General features: G+C 46.1%; 18 protein-coding genes. 1 reads left to right on the forward strand and 17 read right to left on the reverse strand.

Annotated features, from left to right (window positions below; genetic code table 11):
- Positions 1–16: 16 nt before the first annotated feature.
- The 7 genes from smc to JUE95_RS01120 all read right to left on the reverse strand — a co-directional run bounded on the left by smc (position 17) and on the right by JUE95_RS01120 (position 10,213).
- Positions 17–3,568: a chromosome segregation protein SMC gene (smc, locus tag JUE95_RS01090; protein ID WP_203648559.1), complete on the reverse strand. Its 3,552-nt coding sequence runs from the start codon at positions 3,566–3,568 to the stop codon at positions 17–19.
- A gap of 24 nt (positions 3,569–3,592) precedes the next feature.
- Positions 3,593–4,294 carry a ribonuclease III gene (rnc, locus tag JUE95_RS01095; protein ID WP_203648561.1) on the reverse strand — a complete coding sequence of 234 codons (702 nt, stop codon included), beginning with the start codon at positions 4,292–4,294 and terminating at the stop codon, positions 3,593–3,595.
- A 101-nt stretch (positions 4,295–4,395) separates the two neighbouring features.
- Complete coding sequence (gene acpP, locus JUE95_RS01100) at positions 4,396–4,644, reverse strand: acyl carrier protein (RefSeq protein WP_203648563.1); 249 nt, start codon at positions 4,642–4,644, stop codon at positions 4,396–4,398.
- A 71-nt stretch (positions 4,645–4,715) separates the two neighbouring features.
- Positions 4,716–5,753 (reverse strand): phosphate acyltransferase PlsX, encoded by a 1,038-nt coding sequence (plsX, locus tag JUE95_RS01105; RefSeq protein WP_203648565.1) that lies wholly within the window; start codon positions 5,751–5,753, stop codon positions 4,716–4,718.
- Positions 5,754–5,769: 16 nt separating this feature from the next.
- Positions 5,770–7,803: an ATP-dependent DNA helicase RecG gene (gene recG / locus JUE95_RS01110; protein WP_203648567.1), complete on the reverse strand. Its 2,034-nt coding sequence runs from the start codon at positions 7,801–7,803 to the stop codon at positions 5,770–5,772.
- 324 nt (positions 7,804–8,127) lie between these two features.
- Positions 8,128–9,831 (reverse strand): DAK2 domain-containing protein, encoded by a 1,704-nt coding sequence (fakA, locus tag JUE95_RS01115; RefSeq protein WP_203648568.1) that lies wholly within the window; start codon positions 9,829–9,831, stop codon positions 8,128–8,130.
- A gap of 19 nt (positions 9,832–9,850) precedes the next feature.
- Positions 9,851–10,213, reverse strand: coding sequence for an Asp23/Gls24 family envelope stress response protein (locus tag JUE95_RS01120; protein WP_203648569.1), 363 nt, complete (start codon positions 10,211–10,213; stop codon positions 9,851–9,853).
- A gap of 209 nt (positions 10,214–10,422) precedes the next feature.
- Here JUE95_RS01120 and rpmB point away from each other — a divergent pair, with 209 nt between their 5' ends.
- A complete protein-coding gene (gene rpmB, locus JUE95_RS01125; protein WP_089087725.1) occupies positions 10,423–10,608 on the forward strand; it encodes a 50S ribosomal protein L28 in 186 nt (61 codons plus the stop codon).
- Positions 10,609–10,730: 122 nt separating this feature from the next.
- Here the strand turns inward: rpmB and JUE95_RS01130 are convergent, their stop codons facing one another.
- From JUE95_RS01130 to priA, 10 genes are all read right to left on the reverse strand, one after another.
- Entirely contained in the window at positions 10,731–11,120 is a 390-nt protein-coding gene (locus JUE95_RS01130; RefSeq protein WP_203648570.1) for a hypothetical protein, read from the reverse strand.
- 233 nt (positions 11,121–11,353) lie between these two features.
- The gene (locus JUE95_RS01135) at positions 11,354–12,001 is read right to left on the reverse strand and encodes a thiamine diphosphokinase (protein ID WP_203648571.1); all 648 of its coding nucleotides are present in this window, start codon (positions 11,999–12,001) and stop codon (positions 11,354–11,356) included.
- A gap of 1 nt (position 12,002) precedes the next feature.
- On the reverse strand, positions 12,003–12,653 hold the full coding sequence (gene rpe, locus JUE95_RS01140; RefSeq protein ID WP_235995056.1) for a ribulose-phosphate 3-epimerase: 651 nt from the start codon (positions 12,651–12,653) through the stop codon (positions 12,003–12,005).
- Between the two features lie 11 nt (positions 12,654–12,664).
- Positions 12,665–13,567: a ribosome small subunit-dependent GTPase A gene (gene rsgA / locus JUE95_RS01145; protein WP_203648573.1), complete on the reverse strand. Its 903-nt coding sequence runs from the start codon at positions 13,565–13,567 to the stop codon at positions 12,665–12,667.
- Between the two features lie 212 nt (positions 13,568–13,779).
- Positions 13,780–14,016, reverse strand: a complete 237-nt coding sequence (locus JUE95_RS01150) for a hypothetical protein (protein WP_203648575.1) — start codon at positions 14,014–14,016, stop codon at positions 13,780–13,782.
- A gap of 163 nt (positions 14,017–14,179) precedes the next feature.
- The gene (gene pknB / locus JUE95_RS01155) at positions 14,180–16,159 is read right to left on the reverse strand and encodes a Stk1 family PASTA domain-containing Ser/Thr kinase (RefSeq protein ID WP_203648577.1); all 1,980 of its coding nucleotides are present in this window, start codon (positions 16,157–16,159) and stop codon (positions 14,180–14,182) included.
- Positions 16,159–16,902: a Stp1/IreP family PP2C-type Ser/Thr phosphatase gene (locus tag JUE95_RS01160; protein WP_203648579.1), complete on the reverse strand. Its 744-nt coding sequence runs from the start codon at positions 16,900–16,902 to the stop codon at positions 16,159–16,161. Before JUE95_RS01160 ends, pknB begins: the two co-directional genes overlap by 1 nt.
- 12 nt (positions 16,903–16,914) lie before the next feature.
- A complete protein-coding gene (gene rsmB / locus JUE95_RS01165; RefSeq protein ID WP_203648581.1) occupies positions 16,915–18,261 on the reverse strand; it encodes a 16S rRNA (cytosine(967)-C(5))-methyltransferase RsmB in 1,347 nt (448 codons plus the stop codon).
- On the reverse strand, positions 18,258–19,205 hold the full coding sequence (fmt, locus tag JUE95_RS01170) for a methionyl-tRNA formyltransferase (RefSeq protein ID WP_203648583.1): 948 nt from the start codon (positions 19,203–19,205) through the stop codon (positions 18,258–18,260). Before fmt ends, rsmB begins: the two co-directional genes overlap by 4 nt.
- Before the next feature lie 23 nt (positions 19,206–19,228).
- Complete coding sequence (gene priA / locus JUE95_RS01175) at positions 19,229–21,643, reverse strand: primosomal protein N' (RefSeq protein WP_203648585.1); 2,415 nt, start codon at positions 21,641–21,643, stop codon at positions 19,229–19,231.

The raw sequence follows: 21,643 nt of genomic DNA on the forward strand, positions 1-21,643 counted from the left end.
TCACATCCTTATCTCGTTATCTTTGTGCAGGTACTTTATCTAAATCGACAGAAACCAGCTTTGATACGCCGGATTCCTGCATCGTGATGCCGTATAGCCGGTCAGCTTGAACCATGGTTTCTTTACGATGGGTAATTACGATAAATTGGGTATCATCATCAAAATGGTTTAAGTAACTGGCAAAACGGCCAGTATTAGCTGGATCTAACGCAGCTTCGGCCTCATCTAGGACACAGAATGGTGCCGGCTGGACGCGCAAAACCGCAAACAGAAGTGTGATGGCAGTCAACGCCCGCTCCCCACCAGATAATAATCGCATACTCTGCAGCCATTTTCCAGGCGGTTCAGCCATAATTTCAATTCCGGTCGTTAATAGGTGGTCTGGGTCAGTTAGAACTAACTTAGCCTGGCCCCCGCCAAACATCTTAACAAAGGTTTCTTGAAACTTTTGGTTTAACGTCTTGAACGTTGTGTCAAAGCGTGCGATCACTTGCTGGTCCATTTCGTTCATGGTCTCCAGCAGATTGTTTTTCGACGCGCTCAAATCCTCTTTTTGCTGCGTCAAAAAGTCATAACGGGATTTGACCCGGTCATATTCATCAATACTTGAAACGTTGACTTCACCTAAATCGTCAAGGCCGCGTTTGAGCAGTTTCAGCTTTTCTCGAACCTGATCGATTGGCAGGTCGACTTGGTGCTGTTTGGCGAATGCGAGGCTCACGTGGTACGTTTCGGAAAGCGCATTTTGACGCTGATCGAGCTGTGAACTCAGTTTCGAGCAGGCAACGTCTAGCTTTTGAACGCCCAGCTGTTCGTTATTAAGCGTTTCCGTTGCCAGCTGGTTTGAACGCTCTAAATCGGCTTGCTGATCGTTAGCTGTCCCTAAATCAAGGTTCAACTGTTTCAAGGTAGCTTGAAGCTGTTGCTCTTTATCAGCTAACCGCTTCAAGCGGGCCTGATGATCCTGTGTGGATTCCCCGGTTTCAGACTGCTGAGCGTTTAATGCGTCAATTCTATCTTGCAGCGTTTTGCTGGTGTCTTGTAAACTCGCAACCCGCTGCGCCTGTTCGGTAGCTTCCTTGTCCAACTGCTTAACTTGAACGGATTTGGTGGTCACCACGGCACGCTGATCTTGATACTGAGCACTAATTTTCTGGACGGATTCGCTGCGCTTAGCCTGCTGTTCTTTAAGCGCAGTCATCCGTTCTTTCAACGTGGCTAGTTTTTGTTCGGCATCGGCCGTGTCCATTTGGTTACGCTTCAACTGCGTAGCAAAGTCTTCACTTTCCTGATTTAAGCCCCACTGCGCTTGGTGAACAGCAATCTGTTTCTTGATTGAGGTCACGTGGTCAGACAGCAGCTTAACTTGGTTTTCTGCTTGCTGACGGGTAACACTTAACGCGTTCAACTGATTTTGAAAATCAGTTTGATTATCGTTTTCCTGTGCTGCTTTCAGTTGCTTCAACTCAGTCTGCTTAGCCGCAAGCTGACTGGCCATTTGCTCAACACTGGACTGTAACTTGGTCAGTTCCTGTTTTTGACTTAAAATGCCGCGGCGTTCGTGCTTATCTTTACCGCCAGACATTGCCCCGCTGGTAGAAATAACTTCGCCAGCGAGAGTAATGATGCGGTAACGGTGATGAATCAGGTTAGCGAGTTCAACAGCGTGGTTTAAATCGTCAGCAAAAATTAAATTACCTAATAAGTGTTCTACCACAGGTTTTAACCGGTTATCACTGACTTGAACCAAATCAGCAGCGACGCCCAGAAAACCAGTTGCTTGGCGGCACCTTGATAAAGCGTCGGCAGAAACGTGTGAAATTCTAATTTTGTTTAATGGCAAAAAGGTACTGCGTCCTAGCTGATTAGTCGTTAAGTACCGAATAGCGGCTTTCCCAGCAGTTTCATCGGTAACAACCACGTGTTGCTGCTGGGCGCCAATGGCAGCTTCTACGGCTTTGGTATACTTCTCCGGCACCTCAAGAATTTCAGCGACTGGTCCAATAATACCCGTTAGCTGATTCTTGGCCTTTAAAACGGCTTTAGTGCCTTGATAGAAACCGGTGTAATTTTGAGCAAGTTCCTGCAGACTCTTCAAACGGGCCTTAGCCTGCTGACTCACCTCAAGGGCTGACAGCCACTGATTATTTAACGTTTCAATCTGTTTTTGACGTTGCTGATGCTCAGCGGTCAGTTTCTTACAATTTTTCTGCAACTGATCATACTGCTGCTGCTGAACCTGGAGCTTTTCATTGGCCGTTTTTAGCTTATCATTTTGCTCCGAAAGGTCATTTTGCAGGTTCTGCAAGCGTTGATCCGCTTGCTGATTTTCGGAATTTGCCCGCTGCTGATTCTTCTCTAAATACTGTTTTTGATTATGCAGTGTCGTAATGGCCTGTAGCTGATCAATGTAGTCGTTTTGCAGCCGGTCTTCTTCACCAGCCATTTTGGCTTCATCCAAGTCAGCTAATTGACCCTTTAACTGGTTGGCGCTCCTGCGGTCTTGTTTTAAAGCCGCTTTGAGCTTTTTTAGCTGTTCTTGGGTAGTTGCTAAAGTTGTTTGTGCCTGCTTTAAACTCGCTCGCGTATCGTTGACCCGTGTTGTCAGCTCACTTAACGTTTGCTTTTGATGCTTCTGACGTTCTGAGTCTAATGCTTGTGCTCCAGCCACTTGCTGCTTGCGAGAAGTTACGTCCAGCAACTGCTGGTTCGTATCATCCTTCTGACTGGTTAATTTGGTGGTCTTTTTACGAGCGGCATCTAATTCAGCTGAATTATTGGCCAGTTGTTTCTTGGTATCATCAACGCGTGACTGCTTTTCTTTGAGCTGTTTTTGCTGATTCTTTAATTTAATTTGTAACGATTCAATTTCAAGTACTAAGCGGGTTTGGTCAAGTTCGTCAAACTGCTTTTTTTGCGTCACGTATTCCTTGGCTAAACTGCTTTGCTGTGCCAAGGGTTCAATTTGACTGCCAAGTTCTGACATTAAATCGTTGACCCGATCAAGGTAGCCAGCAGTCTGATCCAGTTCACGCTTAGCTTTTTCCTTACCGAGCCGGTACTTTGAAACACCGATCAGTTCTTCGACGATAAAACGTCGGTCCTCTGGTTTACTGTTGAAAATTGATTCAACTCGCCCTTGTGAAATCATGGAAAAGGCATTATCGCCAATGCCGGAGTCCATAAATAGGTTCAAAATATCCTTTAACCGGCAGTCCTGACCATTCAGCTGATAGCTGCTTTCGCCGTTTCTGAACAGTTTTCGGGTCACGTTAATCTCAGAGTATTCAGTTTTTAAATAGTGATCCGAATTGTCCAAAATCATGGTTACCCGTGCTCGGTTCAGCGGCTTGCGCTTGGAAGAACCGCTGAAGATCACGTCGGGCATCCGGCTTCCCCGAAGGTTCTTGGCTGATTGCTCCCCAAGCACCCATCGGATAGCTTCACTGATATTGCTTTTGCCACTTCCATTGGGGCCAACGATGCCAGTGACGCCATCTTCAAATTCGATTTTGGTATCGTCCGCAAACGACTTGAAACCACTAATCTCTAGCGATTTTAGTTTCATAATTGCTCCCCACTTACTTTCAAATTAGGCCTGATCTGGTTCAAGCTTAAGCAAAGCCTGTCTAGCAGCCCCTTGTTCCGCGTTTTTCTTGGAATGACCTTCACCCACGCCAAGTTGTTTACCATCAATTTTAACTGCCACTTTGAACGCGCGGTCGTTATCCGGCCCGTTTTCATCCAGCAGTTCATAATCAATCGAGACAGGACCGTTCTTTTGTGCAACTTCCTGCAGTTCGGTCTTGTGATCGAAGAATTCGTCAAAACGACCCTCATCAAGTTTTGGAAAAATAACCTGGTCAGCAAATTTTCTTACTGGTTCCACCCCTTGATCAAGGTATAAAGCGCCAATAAAGGATTCAAAGATATCGCAAAGCAATGAGTCCCGTTCCCGAGCGTGCGCCTTCTCTTCACCCTTGCCTAAGCGAATGTACTGGTCGAAGTGGCATTCCCGGGCGAAACTGGCGAAGCTTTCTTCGTTGACCATTGCTGCCCGTAGGCGGGTCAAGCGCCCTTGCGGCATCTTTGTGTAGCGCTTATAAATGTAGTCTGACACTACCAGCTGCATCACAGCATCACCTAAGAATTCAATTCGTTCGTAAAACTTCAAATTTTCATTTGGGTGTTCGTTAACGTAAGAGGCCTGTGTAAATGCTTCGTCTAGCAAACTTTTATCTTTGATCACAATATCAAAATTCTTTTTGAGTAAATCGTCTAATCCCTTTATCAAGATCAATAACGCTCCTTTTCAGTCTTAAAATATACAAGGAAAAAGGCTGTGACAAAACAAAATCGTTTCACCGCAACCTTCCCGTTTATTAATTGACACTGCTATTTTTTATCACTGTTAGCAGCAATGTAATCAACAGCTTCACCCACCGTGTTTAATTTTTCAGCAACATCGTCCGAAATTTCAGCACCAAAGGTATCTTCTAGCTCTAAAATAAATTCCACAAAATCAATGGAATCAGCATCAAGGTCGGTTTTAAAGTTTAAATCCAGCGTGATCTTATCACGCTTCACTTCAAAACGGTCTGCAATGATGTCAGCAATTTTATTAAAAATTTCATCTTTTGACATAACTTACCTCACCCTATTTAGTTCATCAATCAGTTTAGCACAAACTGTTTCGAAACGGTAGAACTACCTGTTTACTTCTGCATTTCAGCTTTGGCTGCCGCCATTTCTTCATTGTGTTCATCAAAGTAGCTGACCACGTTACCAACGGAATGGTTTTCTAACATGGTTTTAATTTGACCAATCGTATTAGCGATGGTGCCAGCTTTCGCTGATCCATGGGTTTTAATAACCGGTGCTTTGACACCCAGCAAAACTGCGCCGCCGTACTTGGAATAATCCATTTGTGTCTGAATCTCTTTGAAGGTTGATTTCAGCATGAGGGCGCCAAGCTTACTGGAAACACCGCCATTCATAATACTGTGCTTGATTAATTTCAGCATCGACAACGCGGTACCTTCCGTATTTTTAAGGACGGCGTTACCGGTGAAGCCATCGGTAACAACGACATCGGCCACCCCGTTTAATAATTCACGGGATTCAACGTTGCCAACGAAGTTCAGATCCTTCGCGTTAGCCAAATATTCGTGAACTGCTTTATGGACCATATCACCCTTATCTGCTTCAGTACCGTTATTTAACAGGCCGATTCGTGGGTTCTTAACGCCCATTACGGTTTGTGCATAGTACTTACCTAAAATAGCGTACTGGTAAAGGTTAAATGGTTTCGAATCGGCGTTGGCCCCCACATCCAGCATCAAGAACTGTTTCTGGTCAGGATTATCCAATACCGGCAGTGTCGTAGTCAAACCAGGACGGTCAATCCCCTTGATCCGACCGATGATCAGTAAGCCTGCAGCTAATAGTGCACCGGTATTACCGGCCGAAAAGAAGGCATCGTCTTTACCATCGCGAACCGCCTGGGCAGCCAAAACAATACTAGATTGTTTTTTACGGCGAATGGCTCTAACGGGCTCGTCTTCCATGGCAATCACCTCATCGGCTTGAACCAAAGTAATACGATCCATATTATTCAAAAGCGGCTTAACTTTATCCTTTTGTCCGTACAGGTCAAATTCAATTTCTGGGTAACGGTCACGGGCCATTTCAACGCCTGCGACAACTTCTTTAGGGGCGTAATCTCCGCCCATTGCATCAACAGCGATTCTCAATTTATTTCATCCTCTCTTAATCAAACATATAAGCGTGTTCTTCAGCTTGTTTTAGATAACTGGCCAGAGCCGCATTTTCCGGCTGACTCTGCCAGTTGGGAGTACTGGTTAATTTTTTTGCTTCATCTTGTGCAACACTTAGCATGGTCAGATCAGCAACCGGATCGCCAACTTTGAAATCGGGTAACCCAGACTGTTTTTTCCCCAGCACATCACCGGAACCGCGTAACTCCAGATCTTTTTGCGAAACCACGAAGCCATCATTAGTTTCTGTCATTACATGCATCCGGTCAACCCCATTTTTATTCTTGGGGTCAGCTACTAAGATACAGTAAGACTGCTGGTCGGATCGGCCAACCCGTCCTCTGAGCTGGTGGAGCTGGGCTAAACCAAAGTGATCAGCATCGTAAATCATCATCACGGTAGCGTTTTTGACGTCCACCCCGACTTCAATCACGGTGGTGGCCACTAGGACCTGATACTGGTTATTCTTAAACGCCTGCATGACCGCGTCTTTTTCATCGTTTTTCATCCGACCGTGCAGCAAACCAACCTGGTAATGGTGCGGTGAGAAATACGCTGAAAAGCGTTCGTAAATGGCTTGGGCGTTTTTCATATCCACCGCTTCGGACTCTTCAATCAACGGTGTCACGACGTAGGCTTGGTGCCCAGCAGCCAACTCCCGTAACACGAATTGAACCGCTGAATCAATCTGCGCGTTTTTAATCCACCGCGTGGTGACCGGTTTACGGCCAGCCGGCAGTTCATCAATCACTGAGATATCCATCTCACCATAACTGGTGATCGCTAACGTCCGTGGAATCGGTGTGGCAGTCATTGCCAGCACGTCCGGGTTATCACCCTTCTGCCGCAAAGCTTGCCGCTGTGCCACACCAAAACGGTGCTGCTCATCGATGACAACTAGACCCAGCCGATGATAATCCACACCGTCTTGAATCAACGCGTGAGTGCCAATAATCAGATTAATCTCTCCAGAAGCCAACCGTGGCAGAATTTCCTTCCGAACGGCTGGTTTAGTGGAACCGGTCAGCAGCACAATGTTTACCGGCAATCCCTCAAAAAGGGCCTGTAGATTATTTGCATGCTGTTCTGCCAGAATTTCCGTTGGTGCCATCAGTGCTGCCTGATAACCACCGGTAATTGCGGCGTACATACAAATCGCTGCAACCACCGTTTTACCGCTGCCAACATCCCCCTGCAGGAGCCGATTCATGTGAATTGGCCGTTTCATATCAGCGCAGATTTCATTAACCACTCGCTTTTGCGCGTCGGTTAACTCATAAGGTAACGTATGGACGAAGCGCTGCAGACGGTCCTTATCGTACTCCATGGCGATACCAGCTTGCGTCTGGTCACGCCGTTTGAGCATTTGCAGCTGCATTTGAAACCGAAAGAATTCTTCAAACTTCGCCGAACGCCGGGCTGCTTTGGCCGCAGCCAAGTCTTTAGGAAAATGCATGTCATGAATCATTTGAGCGCGGTCAAGTAACCGATAATGAGTTTTAATACTGTTGGGAATCAAATCAACAATTTCCGTGTGGTATTTATCCCACGCGGCCACGACCAACTGCTGAATTGTTTTTTGGCGAATCCCCGAATTGGACGGATAAACGGACGCCATAGGATCATTTTTACCGCTGCTGAGGATTTTCATTCCGTTTAACTGCTTACGGTTGGCATCAAAACGGCCGTACACCATGATTGGCGATTCAACTTCGATCTGATTTTTCAGCCACGGCTGGTTGAAAAAGGTAACCGGCACAACATCCTGGCCAATAAGCAGCCGAAAATTCAACCGGCTCTTTTTGCGGCCAAAACGACTTAAGGTTGGCGGTGCCGCAACAATTCCTTTTAGAGTAACTTGTTCCTGGTCGCCAATCTCGTTAAGTGCCTTTACCCGCAAATCTTCATAACGAAACGGATAGTAAGTCAGTAACGATTCAATTGTCGTAATTCCAAGATCAGCCAGTGCTGCGACTCTTTTGGGTCCAACACCAGGTAATACTGTCACGGAATCTGATAACGCCACGTGACTCCCTCCTAACCGATACAATTGATAAACAAAGTGCCGGTTCAAGGGAACCGCCACTTTTGAAAGCTTGATGAATTTAATTAACAGAGCATCAGTGTTACTGAACGAGGTTTAAAATCTCAATTAATCGTCTATATTTACAACGTCATACATTATAATCGAAATAATTTGAAAAAACCAGCGTGGGGTTAGCCTAAGACCAAGCATGCTTAATCGATCAGTTTATAAATGTGTTAGAAATTTAATTCGTCAAAATTTAAAATGGCGAAGCCCCAAAAAGGTTTCGCCATTTTACTTTATGCTTAATGTATCCTAATTTTTCTATTCGACTGAGATAACAAATGGATAGACCGGTTGGTCCCCCTCATGAACTTCAACTTCTAGTTCATCATCCAGTTTCTCAACCGCTGCTTCCACGTGGTCAGCAGTTTCTTGATCAGTATCGGCACCATAAATAATCGTGATGATCTCGCTGTCATCATCGATCATCTTCGTCACCATCTGAATAGCGGCGTCTTCAACGTTGTCGGTAACAACCCCAATTTTTCCGTCAATGATACCCATGAAGTTATCCTTCTTAATATCAAAGCCGTCAATTTGGGTGTCGCGAACGGCGTGTGTGACTTCACCACTCTTAACCGTAGTCAAATTATCTTCCATCGCTGACTGGTTCTCTGCCAGCGTATGATCAGGTTCAAATCCCAGCATTGCGGTCATTCCTTGAGAAATGGTCTTGCTGTGAACGATCACTGCAGGAATATCAACGACCTTAACTGCCTGTTCAGCAGCTAAGAAAATATTGCCGTTGTTAGGTACAATAATTGCCTGCTTGGCATGACTGTCATTGATAGCATCAGCAATATCTTGCGTGCTTGGATTCATGGTCTGACCGCCAGAAATAACGGTGGTAGCACCCAAACTCTTAAACAGGGTCTGCATCCCTTCACCAGCGGCAATCGTAATGATGGCCGTTTCAGGTGCTTCGGCTGGTGCCTCAGCAGTGGCAACTGGTGCTTGCTTTTCTGCAGTCTCGTCGTCTTTTTCGATGATGGTTTCCTGCTGCAGGCGCATGTTGTCCACCTTAACCTTGGCTAGATCACCAAATTCCTGACCCCAAGCCATGACCTTACCTGGGTGTTCAGTATGAACGTGGACCTTCACGATTTCATCGTCGTTGACCACTAATAATGAATCGCCAAGTTTAGCAAGGTAGTTATAGAACGTATCGTAGTCAAACTTTTTGTCGACCTGCTTGCCACGGCCAATTCTGACCATGATCTCCGTGCAGTAACCGTAAACAATGTCGTCAGGGTTTAATTTACCCTGTACACTGCGATGGTGTTCTGCATCGACCATTTCATCCATCTCGGTGGGATTAGGCTGATGAGCGCCCTTTTTAGCCACTTCACGGCCATTGAGGACATCATCAAAGGCTTGGAACACAAAAGTTAAACCTTGTCCGCCGGAATCCACAACACCGACCTGCTTCAAAACGGGTAACAAATCGGGTGTCGTCTGTAAGGCTGCATCGGCAGCTTTATAGGTGGCATCCATAACAGCAACGATGTCATCTTCGCGAGCAGCAGTCTTACGGGCAGCCTTGGCAGCTTCCCGGACAACGGTGAGGACTGTCCCTTCAGTAGGCTTCATAACGGCCTTATACGCCGTCTGAGCACCAGCAGCAAATGCGTCTGCTAAATCGGTAGCTGATAACGTTTCTTTATCAGCAACGTCCTTTGAGAATCCCCTAAAAATTTGCGATAAAATAACACCAGAGTTTCCCCGGGCACCCATTAACAGTCCCTTTGCGAGAGCCTGGGCTAATTCACCGACTTTGGTGCTACTTGATTCATTAACGTACTTTAAGCCGCTATCCAACGACAAACTCATGTTGGTCCCAGTATCACCGTCGGGCACCGGAAACACATTTAATGAATTGATGAATTCGGCATTCTGATCAAGGAATGCCGAAGCAGCCTCAATCATCTTGATGAACTCATGATTCGTTATTTCTTTCGTTTGCAACAACTTTATCCTCCGCTTCTTACTCACTCAGTACTTGAACGCCTTGCACGATTATGTTAACCGCATTGGCAGTAATTCCAAGCATCGTTTCTAAATTATATTTCACTTTCGATTGAACGGTACGGGAAACTTCAGAAATCTTTGTCCCGTAGCTGACAATAATATTAACGTCAACTGCAACGCCGTTATCCTCTTGACGAACAACGACACCCTTGGCATAATTATCCCGTTTCAAAATAACGTTGACGTTATCCCGAAGCTGGTTCTTACTTGCCATTCCTACAACACCATATGAATCGGTGGCGGCACCACCAACGACTGTAGCAATGACATCATTATCTATATCGATTAAGCCATGTTTTGTTTTAATTTTAACGGCCATCTAAAGCAGCCTCCTTGCATACTAGTCTTCACGGTAATTTATCTTACCACAAATCGCGCATTACTGTTATGATAATTAATCGTCTTTATAGCTGTCAAGTAAAATTACTTGAAAGAAAACTATTGCATTCCTTTGGGGTCTATGATAAATTATTTTAGTGAGCTAAAAAGCAACGTTTTTTAGATAAGTCTAAAAGGAGGTAGTTACCAATGGCAAAAGATTTCATTAACGGCAAGCGCACCCGTTTCGGTAACAAGCGCTCTCACGCCTTGAATTCATCAAAGCGTTCATGGAAGCCAAACTTGCAAAAGGTTCGTATCTTAGTAGATGGCAAGCCTAAGAAGGTTTGGATTTCTGCACGAACTTTGAAGTCAGGTAAAGTGACTCGGGTTTAATTAAGAAAGTTTGGCGCGGTAGCCAAGCTTTTTTTGTGAATTTTTAAAATTTTTCTTTCAACCAAAAGAACCACTGTTAACGATTAATTTCGTCGGCAGTGGTTTTTTTGTGTTTAAACTGATCATCCTTTGGTAATGACCGTTTCATAATGGCGAATCAGCTGGTTCACTCGGTGTTCAAATTGAATCATAAACGTTTGCCGACTAGTTTCAAACGGAACGTCAGCCGTTAAAAATTGATTCAAGTATGCACCGCAATCACTCACGTACTGCTTTAACACCGCGTCATAAGTACCACCGGAAACCCGGTAACTGTTAACCATGCGGGTGCCATACGCCAACAGATCGTGTTGCAGTGACGCAACTTGATCAATCATGACTGGGTCGCTTAGTTGAGCTCCCTGGCTTTGAATAAACTGCCAAAGCCGTTTGAGCTCTTTTTTTGCAGCAGATTTACTACCGCCATTATGGGTTTTAGCACCACCAAAGTTATAGTGTGTTTGAAATGCCACATTAGTCGCTCACTTTCGTTGATTTTTAATGAAACTGGAATGATATTTAATATTATAGCTTACAGTAAAGACGAAGTGAAACGCTGGTTAAGCACTTCTAGAGCAAGTTTGAATTTAGAACTGGAGTTTTAACAAAGTAAAAGTTCCCGTCATATCGGACTATGACGAGAACTCAAGTAAGATTATTCAAAAAATTTTCACTGAATTAAAATTGTACAGCCGTTTCAAAACGATTAATCTTTGCTTTGGATAACTGCAACCATACCGCTATCGAATGAAAAATGACCTGTGTCGCCGACAAATTCATTACTTGCGTAAGAAATTGGTCGGGTCACGTTTTCATTCTGCAAGTTATATTTCTCATCCGGCAGCGTGAGATTGTCCACCTTTTCAAGCGTGACAAAAGCCAGGTATTTTTTATCAGGTTCCTTTTTGATCTCATATGAACCAGGGGCAAAAAACGTAATGGTGTTGTGTTTGTCAATAAAGCGAATCTTGGGCGCATACTGTTGGTAACGCGGTTCCAAAACGATCCAGAAATTAGCCAGAAAATGGTCTAATCGTCCACCAGTGGCGCCATAAATATCTAACCGATCGTACTGGTATTCATGCAAAGCTACCGTAACTGCCAGTTGCGTGTCCGTTTCATCCTTTTCCGGCACCGCCTGACGAATGTCAGAAACCGCACCCTTAACGCGTTTGAGCTCGTCGGCAGTTAACGAATCAAAATCACCGATAGCGACTAACGGGGTAATCCCCATTTTCAATAGCCGTAACGTACCGCGGTCAACACCGATCCAGTCGCCAGACACCTTGCCGGCAGTTAACTGGTCGGGCCATTCACTGGTAGGACCACCCACCAGCAAGTTTAAATGTGTCATTTTACTTCGTCGCATCCTTTAAAGCTTTGACTTTAGCAGCAGGATCAACACCGTCAAAGACGTATGAACCGGCAACAGCAACCGTTGCACCGGCCTTTTGGCAATCAACAATGGTGTTGTTCTTAACACCGCCATCGACTTCAATATCAAAATCGTAACCTTCAGTTTGCTTCAGTTGGTCTAATTGCTTGATCTTTTTTAGGGCTTCAGGCAGGAACTTTTGACCACCAAAACCAGGGTTAACCGTCATCACTAAGACTTGATCAACCATGTAAAGCAGTGGTTTGATAGCTTCAACCGGAGTACCGGGGTTGATTACAACTTCGGCTTTAGCACCGGCGTTCTTAATCAATTGAAGTGCTCGGTGAATATGTGGTGTTGATTCAACGTGAACACCGATGATATCAGCGCCGTTTTCAGCAAACTGTTCAACGAAGCGCTCTGGGTTTTGCACCATAAGGTGAACATCGAGAGTCATATTAGTAATAGGGCGAATAGCCTTTAACCAACCCGGACCGTAAGAAATGGCGGGTACAAATTGACCGTCCATAACATCGATATGGAGGTATTCAGCTCCAGCCTTGTCTACGATTTCGATATCCTTTTGAAGATTAACATAATCAGCACTTAAAATTGATGGTGCGATTTTCATACATAAGTCCCTCATTTCTCAGATTTGCGATAATTTGGTTTTTGATTCTTCAGAGCCTGATACAGCAGCAGGTAATTATCATAACGGCTTTGCAAGATATCACCTGAATCGACTAGTGCCTTAACAGCACAGCCTGGTTCATTGACGTGAACACAGCCTCGGAAGCGGCAGTTAACGGACGCCCGACGAAATTCACGGAAGTACTTGCCTAAATCACGGGCATCCAGTGAAAACGTGTCGTATGACGAGAACCCTGGCGTGTCGGCAATTAAGCCTCCGGCAACTTCCAGTAGCTGTACCCTTCGCGTGGTATGTTTACCACGGTGCAGACTAGCCGAAATTTCGCCGGTTTCAAGTTTTAAATCAGGTGCCACGTGGTTCAGCAGTGTTGATTTGCCGGCACCAGTCTGGCCCATGATGACACTCACCTTACCCGTCAGCAAATCGTCAACTTCCTGAATGGCAGCTGCTGAAAATGGTTCCGCCGTATAGACAACATGATACCCGATTTTGCGATAGTCAGCTGCCCATTTAGCAAATTCATCCTGCTCAACTGCAGTCAGTAGGTCCGTCTTTGTCAAGTAAATGACCGGTTCAATGTCCGCAATCTCCAGCGCTAGCAGTTGCCGGTCCAGCAAGTTAGTCGAAAAGACCGGTTCGCGAACAGCAGTGGCCACGATTGCTTGATCAACATTGGCAACCGGTGGCCGAACCAACGAATTATGCCTTGGTTTAACTTCCAAAATATAGCCTTCATGATCGTTCGGAGCATCGATCACGACCCGGTCACCAACTAGCGGGGTAATTTTTCGGTTACGAAAATTGCCCCGTGCACGTGTGCGCACCAGTGTTCCTGAATCCGTCATGACATCGTAAAAACCGCTTAATGATTGTCGAATTTGGCCTTCCGCCACATCAACGCCACCTTTCATAGTTCTGAATAATTAAAAACCAGTCCTTTTTCATTATAAAAGAAGTGTTGGGGTTAAGTCCATTGATTTAACGGCGTTTGGTAAAAATATTTAAAAATAGGTTTTATTTTGGTCTATTGTAATAAAAAAGCCCAATCCATTCAGATTGAGCAGCTGTTTGTTGTCGTTTTTAATTTTTATGGTTTGAGTATAACCTAGTCATCATATTGATAGAAGTCCTCATCGTCTTCGTCTCCGTACACGCTGTTCTCATCAGTGATCATTTGTTCAGCTTTTTTCAAGTCATCGCTAAAAGTGACTTTGACGCCACCAGCTACTGGCCAAAAAATCCAAGCATGCTGTCCTGCATCAAACTTCAAAGTGCCGTATGCTTTTGCGTCTTTTTCAACTTTAACTTCGGCTTTACCTACTTGATTGAATGTGATTGTCATGATGATGGCCTCTTTCTTTATTTTCTCCCCTTCTCTTGCCATACTTATATCATAATACATGTGATACCAAATGTAATCATTTGAGCAAACTTTTTAGGTTGTTTTCGCGCAAAAAACCGCTCAAACATGTAAAACTTCATGCCTGAGCGGTAACTTTTATGCATTAGTGTGAGTTTTTGGTGACGTTATTATCGGATAAAATAACCTTTCCGTCACGAATGATCTTGTAACCGCCACTCTTGTTTGAGGCAACGGCAAACGGGATTGTGACCTCAGTATCCTGAGCAATCGTTAACTGCTTATAAACGGTTCCATAACCATGATCATGGTCACGAATGTAAATCTGAACGGTATTTACCCCTGAAGTTGAGGAGATACTGTTTTTACCTGAACCGTTGGAACTAGAGTTAGTTGCTTCGAAAGGAATGGTAACCGTAACGTTAAAATCCTCGACTTTGGGGCCAGAATTAGAAGCTGGTTTCTTGCCTCGAGATAGCGTAACAACTACCGTTGAGCCCTCTCTGACCGTACTGCCGGCACCGGGAGTCTGGTCAATGGCCGTGTCCTTGGCTTGCTCGTCGTATTTATACCTAAAGGAAATATTTAGCGATTCGCGTGTCGCATACTGTTGAATCTGTGCTTTCTTCTTGCCAATCAAATCAGCCAGCTGCAGCTGACGCTGACCCGCGGAAACTGTCAGAGTAACCGTGGTTTCCTTAGGATTGATTCGCTGACCATTCTCGACGCTCTGCTGCATGACACTGCCAACTGGGACTTCGTTAGAGGACTCATTTTGCCGCCTAACGGTGACGCCCTTAGCCTTCAGGACAGCTGCTGCGCGGGTGTAAGAGCGGCCAACGTAATTACCAATCGTCACCATCCGTGGCCCGGTACTGACGTATAGTTTGATCTTAGCATCCCTTTTAGCAGCTTGATCGGCTTTAGGCGACGTTTTGATGACAAGGTTTTTCTTAATGTCCGCGCTGGACTGCCGTTCAATGGCACCGGTATCCAGATTATTATCAGACAGTTTCTCCTGGGCCTCGTTAACGGTCAGACCACTAACATCCGGTACCGTCACAGTTTGCGGTCGACCCAGCCAAAAGGCTAGCCCAACCATTGCAATTAAGACAGCGCCTAGTCCCAGCAGCATGTAAAGCCAGCGCCGACGTCGACGCCGCTTTTTCGGTTTCGGTGCAGCTGTTTTATCCGTGTCCGGCTCCTCACGAGCGACTTCGGAGTGTAACGCTGATTTATCCAGTACCTTGGTTTCACCGTCGTCTTCATCAGGCATTGGCACAAATTTAGGTTCCGATGCCCGTCGCGGTGAAAGTGAGGTTTCCAGATCATTTGCCATATCAGTAACCGTTTCGTAACGGTCCGCAGGTTTTTTTGAAGTGGCTTTTAGGACCACGTTTTCGAGAGCCTGCGGAATTCGTGGATCAAATTCGCGCACCGATGGAATTTCCGACTGAAAATGCTTGATAGCAATGGAAATGGCAGTTTCGCCCTTGAACGGCACCGTCCCCGTTAATAGTTCGTAGAGGATAATTCCTAACGAGTAGATGTCGGACTTCTTAGTCGCCATACCGCCACGAGCCTGTTCAGGAGACAAATAATGAACTGAACCCAATACCGTATTGGTTTGCGTTAGCGCATTTTCAGACATGGCCACAGCGATCCCAAAATCAGTGATCTTAGCAACGCCCTTGTCATCGATCAAAATATTCTGCGGTTTTAAATCACGGTGAATGATGTTATGCGCATGAGCAACTGCCACCGCTGACAGCACCTGTTCCATAATGTTGATAACTTCCTGGTACGGAATCGGAAAATGCTGCTTGATGTAGGCCTTTAAGTCCATACCCTTCACGTATTCCATGACCATATACTGCATGCCGTTTTCTTCACCCACATCGTACACGCTGACGATGTTTGGATGGACAAGTTCAGTGGCCGCTAGCCCTTCACGCTGGAAACGTTTGATCGTATGCGGGTCATCGCGAAGGTCAAGTCTTAATAACTTAACGGAAACGTCCCGGTCTAAAATTAAATCGTGAGCTAAATAGACGTTAGCCATTCCGCCTTCGCCTAACGCTTTCGTAATGCGGTATCGACCGCCTAGAACGTAATTGGGTCGCATTAGTCAGCCACCTCCGATCGGTCGTCGATCAAGATCACACTGATGTTGTCCAGTCCGCCAGCGTCATTGGCTAATTTAACCAATTCATCGCATTTTTCCTGCACTGATGAATCGTTTTCCAGAACCGCTTGAATCTGGTCGTCATCAACCATGTCGCTTAAACCATCTGAACAGAGCAACAGCATATCATCGTCAGTTAACTCCAGATAATGCATGTCGATCTGAACTGCCTTTTCGATGCCTAACGACCGCGTAATAACGTTTTTCTTAGGGTGCACGCGAGCTGCCTGTTTGGACAGTTCACCGCGCTTAACCAATTCGTTGACCAGTGAATGGTCTTCCGTCACTTGAGAAAAAATGTGATCACGCAGCAGGTAGCCACGGCTATCACCGATATTACCAATCAGAACCGTCTGATTAAAAATCACAGCTAAGACCACGGTGGTTCCCATGCCCTTAAGATCAAGGAACTGCTCTGAACGGTTGCGAATATCCTGATTTTCAGAAGAGATCTGCTTTTGCAGCCAATTTTTAGTTTCATCAATGGTCTTGGCATTAGTCGCGCTAAACGAGTGGCCAATGTGTGTCACGGCCATTTCAGAAGCCACGTCCCCACCTTGATTACCACCGATGCCATCGGCAATGATGGCGAGTTTAACGCCCTGCTGGTTCGTAAAGACGCCAACACTGTCTTCGTTATCCTTGCGGCGCTTTCCTATTGCTGTTCGATAAGCAATCTGCATCTGTATCCTCCACTAACGTACCCGTTTGAACTGAGCGATGAAGAAACCATCGGAATCATAATCATCTGGGTAAATTTCGAGATAATCAGTTGCCCGGTCCGGCTTCAAATCACGAGCAGTTTCAACCCGCTGCGATTCAAACTCTGGATGGTTGGCCAAGAAGGCAGTTACCACGTCCCGGTTTTCCTGATTAAGTATCGTACAAGTACTGTAAGTTATTATACCGTTAATTTTCACTTTTTGAGCGACTGCTTCCAAAATATCCAGTTGAATTTTAGCTAATGACTGCACGTCTTTAAGCTGTTTTTCATACCGGATCTCAGGTTTACGGCGTACCAGACCAATTCCGGAACAGGGTGCGTCCACCAGAATTTCATCAAAAGTCTGATCTTCAAAGACGTTTTGAATTTTCCGGGCATCACTGGCTTGTGTTACTACTCGGTCATCCACGTGCATCCGCTTCGCATTTTGCTTCACTAAGCGAACCTTATGCTCGTGGATGTCCAAGGCAACTACCTGACCGCGATCGTCTGCAGACAGCTGACCAGCAATCTGGACCGTTTTGCCGCCAGGGGCAGAACAGGCATCCAAAATCATCATATTAGGTTTAATGTGCATTGCTTCAGCTGGCAGCATGGCACTTTCGTCTTGGATTGTGACCTGGCCGTCATGAAATAATTTCGCCTGATTAGCCGGCTTGCCGCTGAGTACCAGGCCATCGGCTGAAACTTGACTGTCGGTGACTTTGTATCCCTCTTCTTCCAACGCAGATTTGGCATCAGTCATGGTAATTTGATCCGTGGCCACCCGAATTGACTGGTTGGCGGGGTGGTTGATGCTTTCCAGCACACTGGTCGTTTTTTCAGCGCCCAGTTGATCGTTTAACTCTTTGATCAGCCATTCCGGTACGGAGTAGATCAAACTTTGACGCTTGATTGGGTCGTCAATATCGGCCGGATCATTGATCCCAACCCGGTCCATTTGGTGCAGTACGCCGGTAACAAAACGCCGGATACCTTCATGGCCACGGGTTTTAGCGATTTGAATTGACTCATCGAAGATTGCCCGTTTTGGTACCCGTTCTAGATACTGCATTTGATAAACCGCGGTCTCCAATAAAATCATGACCCAGTCAGCAACTTTCTTCGGGTTTTTGATAAATGGTGCCAGCTGATAATCAATGGTCAGCCGATGCTGAATGACGCCGTAAACAATGGTGGTCATTAAACCAGCATCCCGTTGCGACATGTTGGCCTGGTCGATCATCTGGTTCAACTGCAGATTAGAATACGCGCCGTTTTTGACACGGGTCAGTGCTGTAACTGCTAATGACCGTGGGTTGTTATCAAGTTTACTCATAGTTTAACCACCTGTTCGCCCTCTGTTAGGGCATCCTCAGTTCCGTTCAAAAAATCAGTGATACTTTGTTTTGGCTTGCCGGCCGGTTGCAGTTCATTGATCTGCAGCGTCCCGTGGTTACCGGTGGATAATACCAGCCGGTGCTTTTCGTGCAGGACCACTTTGCCGGGAGTCAAGTCAGTTTTATCGGGTAATACCGTGACGTCCCAAAGCTTAGTACGGGTCCCCGACAAAATGATGTATGACGTTGGAAATGGCCGCAGCCCGCGAATCTTAGCGTCAATCATTTCGGCGGACATGTTAAAGTCAACTTCTTCTTCATCCGGTTTAATGGTTGGCGAAAAAGTAACTTTTGATTCGTCCTGCGGCACCGGATGAACGTCACCGGTAATCAGCTTTGGCAAGGTTTCAAGTAGCAGATCACGTCCCAGCAGGCTTAATTTATCAAACATACTGCCCACGTCATCGGTCTTTTCAATTGGGATCTCCCGCTGGCTGATAATATCGCCAGCATCCATTTTCTTGACCATGTAAATAATTGAAACACCGGTCTTGGCATCATTATTCATCACCGCATAGTGGACGGGAGCACCGCCGCGGTACTTTGGTAACAGTGACGCGTGAACGTTGATAGCTGCTATTTTGGCTGACTTCAACAGTTTGGTTGGTAGAAATTGCCCAAAAGCTGCGGTCACAATAAAATCGGGTGCCAATTCAATGGCCCGTGCCATCTCTTCGCTGCCACCGATTTTTTCTGGCTGTAAGACTTCGATGTTGTGTGCAACAGCGACCTTTTTTACTGGTGAAGCCGTTAGGACATGCTTGCGTCCAACTGGTCGATCCGGTTGGGTAACAACGGCTTTCACATCGTAGTGATTTTGAATCAGTGCTTCTAAAATTGGCGCTGAAAATTCAGGTGTTCCCATGAATACGATTGATGTCATGTTTTTTAATTTCTCCTTCATCGTTACATAAAACTCATTGGGTTTCGGTCAATGGCAATCTGCAATCCGCCTCGGCTCTGTTTTTGTGCCTGTCCCAAAATACTGAACAGGGCATCATCTAACTGAGGTTCGCGTTTGTATTTGATTACCAATTGATAATAGTAGCGTTTATTCACTCTAGCAATTGCTCCAGGGGTTGGCCCCAGAATAATGGCCTGCGGGCTTAAAACGGCCTTTAACTGCCGAACAATTTTAACCATTGCCTCGGCAGCTTTACGTTCGTCCACGTCACTGGCAGATACTTTGATTGCAAAATAATACGGCGGGTAATTGCCCCGGTGTCTCAGCTGCATCTCCCGGACAAAGAACTGCTCGTAGTTTTGCGTTTTCGCTAGTTGAATCGCGTAATGGTCGGGGTTATAGGTTTGAATGTAAACCTGCCCGGCCTTCTCAGCACGACCTGCCCGACCGCTGACCTGAGTCAGCAGCTGGAAGGTTCGTTCGCTGGCACGAAAATCCGGCAACCCTAACGCGGTGTCAGCGTTCAGTACGCCCACCAACGTTACGTTAGGAAAATCCAGCCCCTTTGCAATCATTTGTGTGCCTAATAAAATATCGGCCTTCTGATCACCGAACTGCTTTAAGAGCCGTTCATGGGCGCCCTTGCGACGGGTGGTATCCACATCCATTCGGATCACCCGGGCATCAGGTAACAGCTCAGTTAATTCTTGTTGAACCTTCTGTGTTCCGGTACCGTAATATCGAATATGGCGGCCGTGACAATTTGGACAGACGTGAGGAATCGGTTCTTCGTGCCCGCAATAATGGCATTTCATCGTTTTGGTATCCATGTGCAGTGTCAGTGAAATATCACAGTTAGGGCATTGCAGCACAAAGCCGCAGTCCCGACACATCACAAATGAAGAAAAGCCCCGTCGGTTCAGCATTAACAGTGACTGTTCACCGCGTGACAGTCGCTCTTTAAGTGCCTGCAGCAGAACACCAGAAAAATTACTTTCCTTGTGGTGACGTAATTCTTCAGTCATGTCAACGATGGTAACTTGCGGTAATTGCTGGTGATTGATTCGGCTAGGCAATAATAATCTAGTATACACGTTCTTTTCAGCCCGTGCTCGACTTTCTAGCGAAGGTGTTGCACTGCCTAATACAACTGGGCAATGGTGATAGCGTGAACGCCATAACGCCACGTCCCTGGCGTGATACCTTGGATTGTCGTCTTGTTTGTAGCTGCTTTCATGTTCTTCATCCACCACGATGACGCCTAAATTTGTCAGCGGTGCAAATACTGCGGAACGAGCGCCAACGACAACTTGGGCTTCACCGCGCTGAATCCGTCGCCATTCGTCAAACCGTTCACCACCAGATAAACCGCTATGTAAAACGGCTACTTTTTGACCAAAACGGCCACGGACCCGGCCAACGATCTGCGGTGTCAGCGAAATTTCCGGCACCAGCATTAAGGCTTGCTTACCACGTAACAGCGCGTTAGCAATCGCCTGTAAATACACTTCCGTTTTACCGCTGCCAGTGACCCCTTCTAATAGGAACGTCTCGGGTTTTTCCTGATCGGTAGCTGCACAAATAGCGCTGACTGCCTTAGTTTGATCCGGATTTAACTGCAGTGGCTTGGTTTTAACAACCGCGGTCTGAAAAGGATCGCGATAGACTTCAACGGCTTTGCGTTTAAGCCAGCCATTAGCTTCTCCCGTTTTTAAAATACTGCTTGAAATCGCCATTTTATGTTCCAGTTCCGTTTGACTAATGGGTTCTGGATGACGCGTTAAATAATCAATTAACTTGGCCTGTTTAACCGCCGTTTTTCTCAGGCCATCCCGTGCAGCGGTTAATTCTGACGCACTCATAGCTGGTTTCACCATCACGACTTTTTTGACCTGGGACTTGCTGCTAACTTCGTAGCGCACGTTGACCAGATGCTGACGGTTAAGTGCCAGCAATTGCTTCACCGTTTCCGCTGGCAGTGAATCATCCCATAATAGTTTTGGCCGGTCGCCAAATAGACTTGTTCGGATGTCAGCAGGCAATTGGTCAGTGGGGCTTACCCACTTTTGATATTTTGCCTTGAGTGCATTTGGCAGCATGGTTTGCAGACAGGTAATCGTAAAGGCATACGTCCTGTTTGCCAGCCAATCTGAGAGCTGCATCAGCTCAGTATTGACCACTGGTGCCGGATCCATGACGGTATCAATTGCTTTGAGTGTCACTTCCGGATCCGGTACAGCGTTCGACTTGACTTGCCACACAAACCCCTGAACCTTACGGCTGCCGTTACCGAAGGGTACCACCACCCGCATACCGGGCTGAAGCTGATCAACTAAGGCTGGCGGTATTTCATACGAATAAGGCGTATTGGTCTGCATCGTTGGCACATCCACGATGACCTCAGCGATTTGCGTCAT

The sequence above is a fragment of the Secundilactobacillus yichangensis genome, from assembly GCF_016861565.1.
Classification (GTDB): domain Bacteria; phylum Bacillota; class Bacilli; order Lactobacillales; family Lactobacillaceae; genus Secundilactobacillus; species Secundilactobacillus yichangensis.

What these genes read in the sequence shown, in the direction of transcription:
- JUE95_RS01135 (WP_203648571.1), bottom strand. Translation starts at nt 12,001, where the DNA reads ATGACACATTTAAACTTGCTGGTGGGTGGTCCTACCAGTGAATGGCCC.
- acpP (WP_203648563.1), bottom strand. Translation starts at nt 4,644, where the DNA reads ATGTCAAAAGATGAAATTTTTAATAAAATTGCTGACATCATTGCAGAC.
- JUE95_RS01120 (WP_203648569.1), bottom strand. Translation starts at nt 10,213, where the DNA reads ATGGCCGTTAAAATTAAAACAAAACATGGCTTAATCGATATAGATAAT.
- fmt (WP_203648583.1), bottom strand. Translation starts at nt 19,205, where the DNA reads ATGACATCAATCGTATTCATGGGAACACCTGAATTTTCAGCGCCAATT.
- JUE95_RS01150 (WP_203648575.1), bottom strand. Translation starts at nt 14,016, where the DNA reads ATGACAATCACATTCAATCAAGTAGGTAAAGCCGAAGTTAAAGTTGAA.
- smc (WP_203648559.1), bottom strand. Translation starts at nt 3,568, where the DNA reads ATGAAACTAAAATCGCTAGAGATTAGTGGTTTCAAGTCGTTTGCGGAC.
- JUE95_RS01160 (WP_203648579.1), bottom strand. Translation starts at nt 16,902, where the DNA reads ATGCAGATTGCTTATCGAACAGCAATAGGAAAGCGCCGCAAGGATAAC.
- rsmB (WP_203648581.1), bottom strand. Translation starts at nt 18,261, where the DNA reads ATGAGTAAACTTGATAACAACCCACGGTCATTAGCAGTTACAGCACTG.
- priA (WP_203648585.1), bottom strand. Translation starts at nt 21,643, where the DNA reads ATGACGCAAATCGCTGAGGTCATCGTGGATGTGCCAACGATGCAGACC.
- rpe (WP_235995056.1), bottom strand. Translation starts at nt 12,653, where the DNA reads ATGAAAATCGCACCATCAATTTTAAGTGCTGATTATGTTAATCTTCAA.
- rpmB (WP_089087725.1), top strand. Translation starts at nt 10,423, where the DNA reads ATGGCAAAAGATTTCATTAACGGCAAGCGCACCCGTTTCGGTAACAAG.
- pknB (WP_203648577.1), bottom strand. Translation starts at nt 16,159, where the DNA reads ATGCGACCCAATTACGTTCTAGGCGGTCGATACCGCATTACGAAAGCG.